Annotated in this window: 15 protein-coding genes and 3 tRNA genes; 4 read left to right on the forward strand and 14 right to left on the reverse strand. The window is 70.1% G+C overall.

The window, feature by feature from the left end; genetic code table 11:
* Positions 1–66 precede the first annotated feature (66 nt).
* The 7 genes from rplJ to ACWD01_RS12955 all read right to left on the reverse strand — a co-directional run bounded on the left by rplJ (position 67) and on the right by ACWD01_RS12955 (position 4,857).
* Positions 67–597, reverse strand: a complete 531-nt coding sequence (gene rplJ, locus ACWD01_RS12925; RefSeq protein WP_005313626.1) for a 50S ribosomal protein L10 — start codon at positions 595–597, stop codon at positions 67–69.
* A 272-nt stretch (positions 598–869) separates the two neighbouring features.
* On the reverse strand, positions 870–1,844 hold the full coding sequence (locus ACWD01_RS12930; RefSeq protein WP_451161009.1) for a hypothetical protein: 975 nt from the start codon (positions 1,842–1,844) through the stop codon (positions 870–872).
* Between the two features lie 149 nt (positions 1,845–1,993).
* Entirely contained in the window at positions 1,994–2,722 is a 729-nt protein-coding gene (gene rplA / locus ACWD01_RS12935) for a 50S ribosomal protein L1 (RefSeq protein WP_356898610.1), read from the reverse strand.
* 80 nt (positions 2,723–2,802) lie between these two features.
* Entirely contained in the window at positions 2,803–3,237 is a 435-nt protein-coding gene (rplK, locus tag ACWD01_RS12940) for a 50S ribosomal protein L11 (protein ID WP_005313632.1), read from the reverse strand.
* 182 nt (positions 3,238–3,419) lie between these two features.
* Positions 3,420–4,319, reverse strand: a complete 900-nt coding sequence (gene nusG / locus ACWD01_RS12945) for a transcription termination/antitermination protein NusG (RefSeq protein WP_451161011.1) — start codon at positions 4,317–4,319, stop codon at positions 3,420–3,422.
* A gap of 73 nt (positions 4,320–4,392) precedes the next feature.
* Positions 4,393–4,680 (reverse strand): preprotein translocase subunit SecE, encoded by a 288-nt coding sequence (gene secE / locus ACWD01_RS12950; RefSeq protein WP_356898612.1) that lies wholly within the window; start codon positions 4,678–4,680, stop codon positions 4,393–4,395.
* Positions 4,681–4,784: 104 nt separating this feature from the next.
* Positions 4,785–4,857: transfer RNA gene (locus ACWD01_RS12955), tRNA-Trp, on the reverse strand.
* Positions 4,858–5,083: 226 nt separating this feature from the next.
* On the opposite strand from ACWD01_RS12955, the gene ACWD01_RS12960 reads away from it, so the two are divergent.
* On the forward strand, positions 5,084–6,310 hold the full coding sequence (locus ACWD01_RS12960) for a pyridoxal phosphate-dependent aminotransferase (protein WP_451161013.1): 1,227 nt from the start codon (positions 5,084–5,086) through the stop codon (positions 6,308–6,310).
* A 168-nt stretch (positions 6,311–6,478) separates the two neighbouring features.
* Positions 6,479–7,540: an adenosine deaminase gene (locus tag ACWD01_RS12965; protein ID WP_451161015.1), complete on the forward strand. Its 1,062-nt coding sequence runs from the start codon at positions 6,479–6,481 to the stop codon at positions 7,538–7,540.
* Between the two features lie 9 nt (positions 7,541–7,549).
* Here the strand turns inward: ACWD01_RS12965 and ACWD01_RS12970 are convergent, their stop codons facing one another.
* A complete protein-coding gene (locus ACWD01_RS12970) occupies positions 7,550–8,164 on the reverse strand; it encodes a TetR/AcrR family transcriptional regulator (RefSeq protein WP_451161017.1) in 615 nt (204 codons plus the stop codon).
* An 87-nt stretch (positions 8,165–8,251) separates the two neighbouring features.
* Here ACWD01_RS12970 and ACWD01_RS12975 point away from each other — a divergent pair, with 87 nt between their 5' ends.
* Positions 8,252–8,884, forward strand: coding sequence for an NAD(P)-dependent oxidoreductase (locus tag ACWD01_RS12975; RefSeq protein ID WP_451161019.1), 633 nt, complete (start codon positions 8,252–8,254; stop codon positions 8,882–8,884).
* Between the two features lie 57 nt (positions 8,885–8,941).
* Here the strand turns inward: ACWD01_RS12975 and ACWD01_RS12980 are convergent, their stop codons facing one another.
* The 6 genes from ACWD01_RS12980 to ACWD01_RS13005 all read right to left on the reverse strand — a co-directional run bounded on the left by ACWD01_RS12980 (position 8,942) and on the right by ACWD01_RS13005 (position 11,676).
* Entirely contained in the window at positions 8,942–9,997 is a 1,056-nt protein-coding gene (locus tag ACWD01_RS12980) for a UDP-N-acetylmuramate dehydrogenase (protein WP_451161021.1), read from the reverse strand.
* Positions 9,998–10,197: 200 nt separating this feature from the next.
* The gene (locus ACWD01_RS12985) at positions 10,198–10,626 is read right to left on the reverse strand and encodes a MaoC family dehydratase (RefSeq protein WP_451161023.1); all 429 of its coding nucleotides are present in this window, start codon (positions 10,624–10,626) and stop codon (positions 10,198–10,200) included.
* Positions 10,626–11,078, reverse strand: a complete 453-nt coding sequence (locus tag ACWD01_RS12990; RefSeq protein ID WP_451161025.1) for an FAS1-like dehydratase domain-containing protein — start codon at positions 11,076–11,078, stop codon at positions 10,626–10,628. Before ACWD01_RS12990 ends, ACWD01_RS12985 begins: the two co-directional genes overlap by 1 nt.
* Before the next feature lie 124 nt (positions 11,079–11,202).
* Positions 11,203–11,367, reverse strand: a complete 165-nt coding sequence (gene rpmG, locus ACWD01_RS12995; protein ID WP_003956487.1) for a 50S ribosomal protein L33 — start codon at positions 11,365–11,367, stop codon at positions 11,203–11,205.
* 117 nt (positions 11,368–11,484) lie between these two features.
* A tRNA-Met gene (locus tag ACWD01_RS13000) sits at positions 11,485–11,557 on the reverse strand.
* A 46-nt stretch (positions 11,558–11,603) separates the two neighbouring features.
* A tRNA-Thr gene (locus ACWD01_RS13005) sits at positions 11,604–11,676 on the reverse strand.
* A 373-nt stretch (positions 11,677–12,049) separates the two neighbouring features.
* On the opposite strand from ACWD01_RS13005, the gene ACWD01_RS13010 reads away from it, so the two are divergent.
* Positions 12,050–13,282 (forward strand): amidohydrolase family protein, encoded by a 1,233-nt coding sequence (locus ACWD01_RS13010; RefSeq protein WP_451161027.1) that lies wholly within the window; start codon positions 12,050–12,052, stop codon positions 13,280–13,282.
* Positions 13,283–13,300: the final 18 nt, after the last annotated feature.

Genomic DNA, 13,300 nt, shown 5'->3' on the forward strand with positions numbered 1-13,300 from the left:
TGAGGCGGGCGTACGTTCGGCCCGCTGTGACCGCTGCCTCAGGCGGCGGTCAATGCGCGAGCCGAATTACTCGGCACCGCCCTGCTCGGCCTTCTTGGCACGAAGCGCCTCCGCGGTGCGGACGAACTTCGAGGGAAGCGCCTGGAAAAGCGCGGCAGCCTGGGACTGCTTGCCCTTCATGGCACCCGCCAGCTTGGCGAGCAGAACCTCGCGGGACTCGAGGTCCGCGAGCTTCTTGATCTCATCGGCGGACAGCGCCTTGCCATCAAGGACACCGCCCTTGATGATCAGGTTCGGGTTGTCCTTGGCGAAGTCACGAAGACCCTTCGCCGACTCCACCGGGTCACCGGTGATGAAGGCAACCGCCGTCGGACCAGTGAAGTGGTCGTCGAGCGAGTTGATCCCGGCCTCATTGGCCGCGATCTTGGTCAGCGTGTTCTTCACCACGGCGTACTGGGCGTTCTCACCGAGCGAACGGCGCAGCTCCTTGAGCTGAGCCACGGTGAGACCCCGGTACTCGGTCAGCACGGCGGCGTTCGAGCTGCGGAACGACTCCGTCAGCTCGGCCACCGCGGCAGCCTTGTCGGGCCTTGCCATGAGCGTCGGCCTCCTTCCGGGTGATGAGGACCGCTCAGAAGGTGCCGAACAAAACGAAACGCCCCGGCGCAGGCGCACGGGGCTCAGCTCGACCGGAATGACTTCCGGGAGCTTGTCCTCAAGGCACCTGCGCGGGTCGTCCGCTACTGAGCGGATCCTTCGGCCACCGGACCCTCGAAGGAGAGCACGGCAACGACCAGCGGTCTTTGGCTTCCTCGGAAGGGTACGGGAGCAGGTCCCGCTCAGGCAAATCGGGTCATCCGCAGCATTCGTCAGGCGGCGCCGACGCCGTCCGCGCTCCCCGTCCCGTCGTCCGTGCCGCCGGCGCCGAACTCCTCGCCGAGGCCCTCCAGCATCTTCGTGAAGTCGAACGTCTCGCTCGCCGGCGGCGCCTTGACCTCGGACTTCACTCCGTAGTCCGAGTAGTTCGCCACCATCTCGACGGTGCCCACGGGGCTGTCGATGCCGACGTCCATCCGCACCGGATAGCCGTCCTCGTTGACCCAGACCTCGGTGTCGTAGCCCTCGATGCCGGACTCCTCGATGCCGGCCAGCAACTCCTTGCGCTCCCCGGGAGTGAGGACGTCGAACGACTTGTTCGCCTCGAGCATCTCGGCGACGGTGAGCGAGCCCTTGTAGTGCTGGGTGTCCACGCCGTCGATCTGCTGAGGGCCGATGTGCTTGAGATTCGGCGACTGGAGGAGCAGCGCGAGCTGCTGGGCCGGATCCTGGTTCAGCTCGTCCAGTCCGCCGGTCAGCGGCTCCTGGAGGCCCTCGTCGCCGGACAGCGCGGCCATGGCGCCGAGGTCCATCTTCATCCAGCGCTTGCCGTCCATGTCGATGGGCGCCTTCGCACCCATGTCCATGTACATGACCTCGTCCAGCATCACCATGCGGATCTGCTCGGGCGCGTCCGGCGCGGCCGCCGGGAACGCGTCGCCCTTGATGGTCACGTCCATCGCCGCGGGGTCCCAGCCCACGGTCCCCGTGATCTCCATGCTGCCGCCGCCGCCCGCGGCCGCCGGCATCGAGAGGGTCATCCGCACCTTGGCGGACTTGGCGGCAGCGGTCTTCTCGTAGGCCGCCGTGAGCGTCTGCGTCACCGCCGTGCGGGACTGGGTCGGCGGCTTCGCCGACGGGGCCTCCGCGGCCCTCTTCTCGGCGCTCTGGCACCCCGCCACACCGGCGACCAGCGCGACGGCCGTCAGCGAGACGCCTGCGCGCCGCCCCCATACGGACATGATCATCTTCCCACCCCTTGGTTCGTACGATCCTTTGAACCGTAGCCCACCCCGCCGACACCCAGGAATGAAATAGACCGGCCCCCGCCGCTCCGAGGAGCGGCGGGGGCCGGTCACAGCACGCGAGCCCGTCAGGGCCGCCCTGGCCATTGGTCTCAGACCGCGGCCGGGTCCTCCTCGACGAGGAGGTTGCGGGTGCGGTTGGAGTCCAGCGGGATGCCGGGGCCCATCGTCGTGGTCAGGGTCGCCTTCTTGATGTAGCGGCCCTTCGCGGCGGACGGCTTCAGACGAAGGATCTCGTCCAGCGCGGCCGCGTAGTTCTCGACCAGCTTCGTCTCGTCGAAGGAGACCTTGCCGATGATGAAGTGCAGGTTCGAGTGCTTGTCGACGCGGAACTCGATCTTGCCGCCCTTGATCTCGGTGACGGCCTTGGCGACGTCCATCGTGACGGTGCCGGTCTTCGGGTTCGGCATCAGACCACGCGGACCGAGCACGCGGCCGAGGCGGCCGACCTTGCCCATGAGGTCCGGGGTGGCGACGACCGCGTCGAACTCGTTCAGGCGGTTGCCCTTGGAGATCTCGTCGATCAGTTCGTCGGAGCCGACGATGTCGGCGCCCGCGGCTTCCGCGGCCGCAGCACGGTCACCGGTCGCGAAGACCAGGACCCGGGCGGTCTTGCCGGTGCCGTGCGGAAGGTTGACGGTGCCACGGACCATCTGGTCGGCCTTACGCGGGTCAACGCCCAGACGGAAGGCGACCTCGACGGTGCCGTCGAACTTGGTGGCTGCGGTGTCCTTGGCGATACGGATCGCCTCGAGCGGGGCGTAGTTGCGCTCCCGGTCGATCTTGGCGTCCGCAGCGCGGAGAGTCTTGCTGCGCTTCACTTCTGCTCCTGATGTGTTGAGCGTGGAGTCGTGGTGCGGACCAGCGCTTGGTCCTACCACTGAGGCCTACGAGGGGGCTGTCAGCCCTCGACCGTGATGCCCATGGAACGGGCGGTGCCGGCAATGATCTTCGACGCGGCGTCGAGGTCATTGGCGTTCAGGTCGGGGAGCTTGGTCGTGGCGATCTCGCGGACCTGGGCAGCCGTCAGCTTGGCGACCTTGGTCTTGTGCGGCTCGCCGGAGCCCTTGTCCACACCCGCGGCCTTGAGGATCAGCTTGGCGGCCGGCGGAGTCTTGGTGATGAAGGTGAAGGAACGGTCCTCGTAGACCGTGATCTCCACCGGCACGACCATGCCACGCTGCGACTCGGTCGCGGCGTTGTAGGCCTTGCAGAACTCCATGATGTTGACGCCGTGCTGACCCAGTGCGGGGCCGACCGGCGGAGCCGGGTTGGCCGCACCGGCCTGGATCTGGAGCTTGATAAGCCCCGTGACCTTCTTCTTCTTGGGAGGCATTGCTCTCTCCGGGTCCTAGTGAGAGTGTTCCGCCCGCCATCCGATCATCCGGATGCAGGCATACCGCACAACGATAACGGGTATCTATGCGCGGCCAAAAACCGAGCAGGTCAGACAACCTGCGAGAGGCGGTCTGACCTGTTCGGAAGCCGTGTGTCCAGAGGGAGCCAGCTCTTGAGGAGCTAGTTCTTCTGGATCTGGTCGAAGCTCAGCTCGACCGGGGTCTCGCGACCGAAGATCTCGACGAGGCCCTTGACCTTCTTCGAGTCGGCGTTGATCTCGTTGATCGTGGCCTGCAGCGTCGCGAACGGACCGTCGGTGACGGTGACCGAGTCGCCGACCTCGAAGTCCAGCACCTGGACCTCGACCTTGCGGGCCGGAGCCGGCTTGCCCTCGGCCTCGGCGGCCTCGCGGGCGGCCTTCTCCTCGGCCTCCGGGGCGAGCATCTTGACGATCTCGTCCAGGGTCAGCGGGTACGGGTCGTAGGCGTTGCCCACGAAGCCGGTGACGCCGGGGGTGTTGCGGACGACGCCCCAGGACTCGTTCGTCAGGTCCATGCGGACGAGCACGTAACCGGGCAGCTTGTTCTGCCGGACGTTCTTGCGCTCGCCGTTCTTGATCTGGACGATCTCTTCCTCGGGGACCTCGGCCTGGTAGATGAAGTCCTCGACGTTCAGCGAGACGGCGCGCTGCTCCAGGTTGGCCTTCACGCGCTTCTCGTAGCCCGCGTAGGTGTGGATCACGTACCACTCGCCCGGCAGGCCGCGGAGCTCGTCGCGGAGGGCGGTGACCGGGTCGACCGGGGCCGCCGGCTCCTCCTCGGCCTCTTCGGGCTCCTGCGTGTCGGCGTCCGCCTCTGCGTCGGCTTCGGCGTCCGCGAGCTCGGCGGTCTCGTCACCGGTCTCTTCGACGCTCTCGACGTGCGGAGCCTCGTCCTCGGCCGGCTCGCCGGCCACGGGGTCGGCAGCCTCGGCCTGGTCCGGCTCCACGGCGTCCGCCGTCTCGACGATGTCGAGCTCGTCCTCGGCGGACTCGAAGCTCTCGCCGGAACGGTCGGCGTCGTTCAGGTTCGGGTCAGACACGGTGGCTGCTTCTTCCTGGATACAGATGGGTGGAACATGCGAAAGGGGCGCCGAGTCCGGCGCCCTCCGCGGATCAGCCGAAGACGTACTTGACGGCTTCCTGGTAGCCGAAGTCGAGCGCGAGCACGATACCGATCATGATCACGACGAAGATGATCACCACTGTGGTGTACGTCGTCAGCTGGTTACGCGTCGGCCAGACGACCTTGCGCAGCTCGGCGACGATCTGACGGTAGAAGAGGGCCAGGCGGCCGAGCGGGCCCTTCTTGCCACGCTTGCCGCCCTTGCGGGCCTTCTTCTTCGAGTCGGCGCTCTCGTCCTCGGCATCAGGCATGTCGATGGAGCCTACGGCGTCCGTCACGATCTCTCACCTGATTCCCGGGTCGTGGCCGTGCCGCGTCCGGATGAGCCGCACGGCTGTGCATCGAAATACTTCATGCGCACACAGCGTGGCGCAGTGTGTAGCAGGGCCGGAGGGACTTGAACCCCCAACCGCTGGTTTTGGAGACCAGTGCTCTACCAATTGAGCTACGACCCTTTGTGGTTCCCAACCTACCGCATCCGCCCGGATGCACTAAGTGCCCGGCTCGGACGTGGCTGGTGAGGGCCAACAGCCAGTGAGTGTACGTGTTCCCAGGCCCGGCGTCGAACACAAAGCCCCGCGGTCCGTTTCCGACCCGTCCCGCGGACCATGGTTGACCGCTTCTGTCCGCTCTTCGAAACCTGTGTGCCGCCCCCGAATGCCGTCTGGGACCATGGGCCGCATGAGCCCTGCAACCCCTCCCACCGAGCGCCGGGTCTCCGCGCGCATCGGCGCGATCTCCGAGTCCGCGACCCTCGCCGTCGACGCCAAGGCCAAGGCCCTCAAGGCCGCCGGGCGTCCGGTGATCGGCTTCGGCGCCGGCGAGCCCGACTTCCCGACCCCCGACTACATCGTCGAGGCTGCCGTCGAGGCCTGCCGCAACCCGAAGTACCACCGCTACACACCGGCCGGCGGTCTGCCCGAGCTGAAGAAGGCCATCGCGGAGAAGACACTCCGCGACTCCGGCTACGAGGTGGACCCGGCCCAGATCCTGGTGACCAACGGCGGCAAGCAGGCGATCTACGAGGCGTTCGCCGCGATCCTCGACCCGGGTGACGAGGTCATCGTCCCGGCGCCGTACTGGACCACCTACCCCGAGTCGATCCGGCTCGCGGGCGGTGTACCGGTCGAGGTCGTCGCCGACGAGACCACCGGATACCGGGTCTCCGTGGAGCAGCTGGAGGCGGCGCGCACGGAGAAGACCAAGGTCGTCCTCTTCGTCTCGCCGTCCAACCCGACCGGCGCCGTCTACAGCGAGGCCGACGCGGTCGCGATCGGCGAGTGGGCCGCCGAGCACGGCCTGTGGGTGATGACGGACGAGATCTACGAGCACCTGGTCTACGGCGACGCGAAGTTCACCTCGCTGCCGGCGCTCGTCCCGGCCCTGCGCGAGAAGTGCGTCGTGGTCAACGGCGTCGCCAAGACGTACGCGATGACCGGCTGGCGCGTCGGGTGGATCATCGGCCCGAAGGACGTCGTCAAGGCCGCGACCAACCTCCAGTCGCACGCCACGTCCAACGTCTCCAACGTGGCGCAGATCGCGGCGCTGGCCGCGGTCTCCGGCAGCCTGGACGCGGTCGCCGAGATGCGCACCGCCTTCGACCGCCGCCGCCGGACCATCGTGCGGATGCTCAACGAGATCGACGGCGTCGTGTGCCCGGAGCCGGAGGGCGCGTTCTACGCGTACCCGTCGGTGAAGGGGCTGCTGGGCAAGGAGATCCGCGGCAAGCGTCCGCAGTCCTCCGTGGAGCTCGCGGCCCTGATCCTCGACGAGGTCGAGGTCGCGGTCGTCCCGGGCGAGGCCTTCGGTACGCCGGGCTATCTGCGCCTCTCCTACGCGCTGGGCGACGAGGACCTGGCGGAGGGCGTGTCCCGGATCCAGAAGCTGCTGGCCGAGGCGAAGGCCTAGAGCGGCCCGCGTCCGGAACCGAGCGGCGTCTCCCCTTCACGGGGAGGCGCCGCTCCGGCGTTGCGGGCGGTCCCTGCCGTCCCCCCGCCTTCCGTTTCTGCGTTCGGGCAAGAACCCGATCGGGGAAAAGGGCTGCCCGGGGCGGGGTCGGTGCGGCAGGATCCATGAATGCTGCACTCTTCAGGTGGACACCCCCACAACCCCCCGTACGTTCGAGACGTCAGCCTGCTGCCGAAAGCCCATCTGCACCTGCACTTCACCGGGTCGATGCGGCCCGGCACCCTGCTGGAGCTCGCCGACAAGCACGGCGTCCATCTCCCGGAGGCGCTGACCGGGGGCGAGCCCCCGAAGCTGCGTGCCACCGACGAACGCGGCTGGTTCCGCTTCCAGCGGCTGTACGACATGGCCCGCTCCTGCCTGCGCGATCCGGAGGACATCCAGCGGCTGGTGCGCGAGGCGGCCGAGGAGGACATCAGGGACGGCTCGGGCTGGCTGGAGATCCAGGTCGACCCGACCTCGTACGCGCCGCGGCTCGGGGGGCTGATCCCGGCACTGGAGGTCATCCTCGACGCCGTGGACACCGCCTCGCGGGAGACCGGGCTCGGAATGCGCGTGCTGGTCGCGGCGAACCGGATGAAGCACCCGCTGGACGCCCGGACCCTCGCCCGCCTCGCGGTGCGGTACGCGGACCGGGGCATCGTCGGCTTCGGGCTGTCCAACGACGAGCGGCGGGGCATGGCCCGGGACTTCGACCGCGCGTTCGCCATCGCGCGCGAGGGCGGGCTGCTGGCGGCACCGCACGGCGGCGAGCTGACCGGCCCCGCGTCCGTACGGGACTGCCTGGACGATCTGCGCGCCTCCCGCATCGGGCACGGCGTCCGGGCGGCGGAGGACCCGCGGCTGCTGCGCAAGCTCGCCGAGCGGGGCATCACCTGCGAGGTGTGTCCCTCGTCGAACGTGGCGCTCGGCGTGTACGAGAAGCCGGAGGACGTGCCGCTGCGGACGCTGTACGAGGCCGGTGTCCCGATGGCCCTGGGCGCCGACGACCCGCTGCTGTTCGGTTCCCGGCTGGCGGCGCAGTACGAGCTGGCCCGCCACCACCACGGCTTCACGGACGCGGAGCTCGCGGACCTGGCACGCCAGTCGGTGCGGGGTTCGGCGGCGCCGCAGGAGACCAAGGAGAAGCTGCTCGCCGGGGTGGACGACTGGCTGGCCGGCCCGGTGGCCTGACGGCGCCGCTCAGCGCGGGCCGTCGGCGACGGCGATCCCCCGCAGCAGGGTGCGCGCGAGACCGGCCGCGAACGCGTCGAGGGACTGCGGCGGCTTGCGGTCCGGGCTCATCTCGTAGGCGAAGGCGCGCTGGGCGCAGGCTCCCAGCAGCAGGGACGCGGCGGCGTGGGTGTCGGCGTCGGGGCTGATGCGCCCGGCCTGCTGCTCGGTGCGCAGATAGGCGTCGAGGCCCTCGATCGGCCGGTGGGGCCCGGTCCCCATCTCGCGCATGGCCTCCTCGTGGCGCTGCTTGAGCTGCGGTTCGGCGTACAGAGACGCGGCCATGGGGAACGTCTGCTCGTAGAAGAGGGCGGCACGGCGGGCGATGTCGGTGAGGTTCTGCTCGACGCTCGCGTCGCCGGGGTCGGCGATCAACCGGTGCAGGAGTGCGCCGAGCTGCGGCAGGCGTTCGGCCAGCACCGTCACGAAGAGCTCCTCCTTGCTGGAGAAGTGCTTGTAGAGCGCCGCCTCCGAGCAGCCCGCCGCCTTGGCGATCTCCTTGGTGGTCGTCCGCGCGAGGCCGAGGGAGAGCATCAGTTCCCGGGCGGCGTCGACGATGCGTACGCGGGTCGGCTTCTGGTCCATGTCGCTCCTGACCGGGCTTGACGAGTGAGTGAGTGCATACTCACCCTAGAGGTGAGTGAATACTTACTTACCCTAGGAGGATGCGCGATGAAGCTCACAGTGTTCGGCGCGACCGGCGGCATCGGCCAGGAGATCGTCAGACAGGCCCTGGCGGCGGGCCACCGGGTCACGGCCGTGGTCCGCGATCCGGCGCGGTTCGGGGTGACGGGCGAAGCGCTCGAGGTGGTGCGCTCCGACCTGCGGGACCCGGAGGAACTGCGTCCGGCCGTGGCCGGGCAGGACGCGGTGCTCTCCGGTCTCGGCGCCCGCAGCAGGTCCGACGCCGGGATCACGGCCCGGCTCACGCGGGCGGTGGTGGCCGCGATGGAGGCCGAGGGGACGCGGCGGCTGCTGGTCGTCAGCGCGGCCCCGCTCGGCGCGCCGCCGGAACGGGAGCCGCTGCTGGACCGCGCGATGATGTCGGTCGTGGGGGCGGTCCTGAAACCCGTCTACGACGATCTGCGGGCCATGGAGGCCGAACTGGCGCGCAGCGCGACCGACTGGACGTCCGTACGGCCGCCGAAGCTGGTGGACAGGCCGCTGACCGGTGAGTACCGCACGGCCGTCGGCGGGAATCCGCGCAGCGCGCGGTCGATCGGCCGGGCCGACGTGGCGCACGCGATGCTGTCCATGGCCGATGACCCGGCGACCCTCAAGAGGGGCGTCGGCGTCGCCTACTGAGGCGGGCGACGGCGGTGCGGGAGCAGGGGTTCGGACGGCAGCGGTGACAGAGCGGGGTTACAGGCTGACGCCGACCGTCACCGGCTCGTTGACCAGCGTCACGCCGAACGCGTCACGTACCCCGGCCACGACCTCGCGGGCCAGGGCCAGCAGGTCCTCCGTGGTGGCCCGGCCCCGGTTGGTGAGCGCGAGCGTGTGCTTGGTCGAGATCCGGGCCGGCCCGGAGCCGTAGCCCTTGTGGAAACCGGCCTTGTCGATCAGCCAGGCGGCCGAGGTCTTGGTGCGGCCGTCGCCCGCGGGGTAGGCGGGCGGGGCGACCGCGTCGCCGAGCCGGTCGCGTACGCGGGCGAGGAAGGTCTCGTACTCGGCCGCGGTGAGGATCGGGTTGGTGAAGAAGGACCCGGCCGACCAGGTGTCGTGGTCGTCGGCATCCAGGACCATGCCCTTGCCCGCGCGCAGCCGGAGCACGGTCTCGCGGGCGGTCGCGACCGGGACGCGCTCGCCCACTTCGATCCCGAGGACACGGGCGGTCTCCGCGTACTTCACGGGCGCGGACAGGCCGCCCGCGTCCTCCAGCTCGAAGCGGACGCGGAGCACGACATAGCGGTCCGGGTCCTGCTTGAAGCGGCTGTGCCGGTAGGCGAAGCCGCAGTCGGCGTTCGCCAGAACGACCGTCTCGCCGCTGCGGCGGTCGTACGCGACGACCTCGGTGATCGTCGTGGCGACCTCCTGGCCGTAGGCGCCGACGTTCTGGATCGGGGTCGCGCCCGCCGAGCCGGGGATGCCGGCGAGGCACTCGACCCCGCCGAGACCCGCTTCGACGGTATGGGCGACGGCGTCGGTCCAGGTCTCCCCCGCCGCCAGCTCCAGGGCGGTCCCGCGCAGCTCGACACCGCGGGTCGCGATGCGCAGCGCGGTGCCGTCGAAGCCCTTGTCGCCGATGACCAGGTTGCTGCCGCCGCCGATGATCAGCAGCGGCGTACCGGCCTCGTCCGCCTCGCGTACGGCGGCGATCACCTCGTCGTCGGTGGTGGCCACCACGAGACGAGTCGCTGGGCCGCCGAGCCGGAAGGTGGTCAGGGGGGCGAGGGGGGCGTCGTGAAGTTCCTGCACGGGGACAAGAGTACGGTCCGCGGCCCAGCTGCTCGGGCGGGGCGGCCCTGGGCGGTGCGCCCCTTGAGCGTTGCTCGCCGCGGAGGCGATGCCCTGCTCCCGTTGGAGCAGACGCGCCCGTCCGCGGTAAGGGGCGCCCTCCATGGGCGGGCGCCCCTTACTCCTGCCGTTTCACCGCACGCCGTCGGACGACGCGGCCGTCAGACGAGCTGGACCACCGCGCGGGACATGCCGAGCACCTTCTGGCCGTCGCTGGTCACCACGAGGTCCACCCGGACCCGGTTGTCGTCCAGCTTCGCCGCCACCTTGGCGCTCACCTCGATCAGGGCGCCCTCGTCGTCGTTCGGGACGACGACGGGCCTGGTGAAGCGCACCCCGTACTCGACGACCGCGCCCGGGTCGCCGACCCAGTCGGTGACGACGCGGGCCGCCTCCGCCATGGTGAACATGCCGTGGGCGATGACGTCCGGCAGGCCGACCTCCGTGGCGAACTTCTCGTTCCAGTGGATCGGGTTGAAGTCACCGGAGGCGCCCGCGTACTGCACCAGCGTGGCCCGGGTCACGGGGAAGCTCTGCGCCGGCAGTTCGGTGCCGACCTCGACGTCCGCGTAAGCGATCTTCGCTGCCATCACGCCTCCTCGGCGGCACGGGCCACCAGCTTCGTCCACGCGGTCACGACGAGTTCGCCGGTCTCGTCGTGCACGTCACCGCGGATGTCCAGGATGTCGTTGCCCGCGAGGGACTTGACCGACTCGATGGTCGAGGTGACCGTCAGCCGGTCCCCCGCCCGTACCGGCCGCCGGTAGGCGAACTTCTGGTCGCCGTGCACCACACGGCTGTAGTCCAGTCCCAGCTGCGGGTCCTGGACGACCTGCGCGGCGGCGCTGAAGGTGATCGTGAAGGCGAAGGTCAGCGGGGCGATCACATCGGGGTGACCGAGCGTCCGGGCCGCCTCGGGGTCGGTGTAGACGGGATTCGCGTCACCCACCGCCTCGGCGAACTCACGGATCTTTTCCCGGCCCACCTCGTACGGCGCGGTGGGCGGATACGTCCGCCCCACGAACGACTGGTCGAGCGCCATGGACTGGCTCCCTCCTGAATGTTGATCACCATGTCTGATGTGCCGACAGGCGTCGCGATCGACGGCCCACGACAAACGACACGAGGCCGCCCCCAAAGGGGACGGCCTCGTGTACGAGCCTGTTTCAGCGAGTTTCGCGGTGCGCGGTGTGCGAGTTGCAGCGCGGGCAGTGCTTCTTCATCTCAAGACGGTCCGGGTTGTTACGCCGGTTCTTCTTGGTGATGTAGTTCCGCTCCTTGCACTCCACGCAGGCCAGCGTGATCTTCGGGCGGACGTCGGTGGCAGCCACGTGAGTGCTCCTTGGACGGACGATGGACGGATGGTGCACCTCCATGCCGCAAAGGCCATGGGGGCGCATAAAAGAGTAGCCGACCGGAGGACCGACCCCACAATCGGCTACTGTGTGTAGCGGTGACCGGACTTGAACCGGTGACACAGCGATTATGAGCCGCTTGCTCTACCGACTGAGCTACACCGCTGCGATGTCGGTTCACCCCGCCCGAAGGCGAGGATCACCTACATCAGAGCCCCAATACGGAATCGAACCGTAGACCTTCTCCTTACCATGGAGACGCTCTGCCGACTGAGCTATTGGGGCGAGCGATGAAGACATTACACGGTCTGCCGCCGTTCGCCCAAATCCGTTTCGGTGCGCCCGGCGGGCCCCTTCCGGCCCGTGCTCACAAAGGCGCTCCCCGGCGTGCCGTCCGCCGTCCACCCGGCCGACCTCGCACGTCACACGCCCCTCACCGGCCCCGTACCGGCGGCCCCTAGGCCGACCTGCGACCGCGCCGGTACGACTATTGCGCTCCTCCTCGAAGCGCACCCCGAGCGCCCCTACGCTCGTCTCACGCTGTGTGACCCCCTCCGGCTCCCACGCCACGACTCCGCGCCACCCGGGCGGTGTGTGAAACGCCACCTGAGCAGTACGCGGACGCCGCCCGAGTCCGACCGCCCCACGCAGGAGCGCGATGCCCGACAGCCAGCCGCAACCCCCCGACGGGGCCACCGCGGACTCCACCGCGCTGCTGCTCTGCGGCGCGAGGCTCACGGACGGCCGGACGGTCGACGTACGGCTCAGCGGCGGCCGCATCGAGGCGGTCGGCACCGCGGGCTCCCTCCCGCCGCACTCCTCCCGGGTGGATCTGGCGGGCTTCCTGCTGCTGCCCGCCCCCGCCGAGCCGCACCTCCACGGCGACACGGCCCTCAGCGCCGAGACCCCGGGCCCCGTCTCCTACGACCCGCGGGACGTCCAACGGCGCGCCACCGAGGCCGCTCTGCTGCAACTGGGCCACGGGGCGACGGCGCTGCGCTCGCACGTGCGGATCGGCGACGTACAAGGCCTCGGGCCACTGGAGGCGGTGCTGCAGGCCCGCCGCTCGCTGCTCGGACTGGCCGACCTGACCGCTGTCGCCGTGCCCCGGCTGCTGACGGGCGTCGCCGGCGCGGACGGTCTGGCCGTCCTCAGGGACGCGCTGAAGATGGGCGCCGGCGTGGTGGGCGGCTGCCCCGACGCCGACCCCGACCCCACCGGCTACGTAGAGACGCTCCTCGAGATCGCCGCCGAGTACGGGTGCCCAGTCGACCTCCACACCCATGGGGACGACCCGGCACGGCTGGCCCGGCTCGCCGCCATGGCGGGCGGGCTGCGGCCCGGCGTGACCGTCGGGCCGTGCGCCGGTCTCGCCCGGCTGCCCAGGGACATCGCATCCCGGACCGCGGACCGGCTCGCGGCGGCGGGCGTCGCCGTCGTCTCACTGCCCCAGGGCGGCTGCGCGGGCGTGGAGCAGCGCGGCAACGCGCCGGTGCGGCTGCTGCGGGCGGCGGGCGTACGGGTCGCGGCGGGCAGCGGGGCGCTGCGGGACGTGAGCAACCCGGTGGGGCGCGGGGATCCGCTGGAGGCCGCGTACCTGCTGTCGTCCCAGGCCGGAATACGGCCCTCGGACGCGTACGGCTGCGTGGCCGGCACCGCCCGCGCGGTGATGGGGCTGCCGGCGGTGCGGGTCGAGGCCGGCTTCCCGGCGGAGCTGCTCGCGGTGCGGGGGACAGGGATCTCGGGCGTGCTGTCGCTCGCGTACAGCCGCATCGTCATCCACCGGGGGCGGGTGGTGGCCCGGACGAGCGCGGTGCGCGAGTACTGCGACTCGGCTGCGGCGGTTGCGCTCGAACTTCCGCGCCAGGGACGGCCGGACGCGAGCCCGTGACACCGCGTCGCCTCCCGT

This window comes from Streptomyces sp. NPDC002835 (assembly GCF_053591995.1).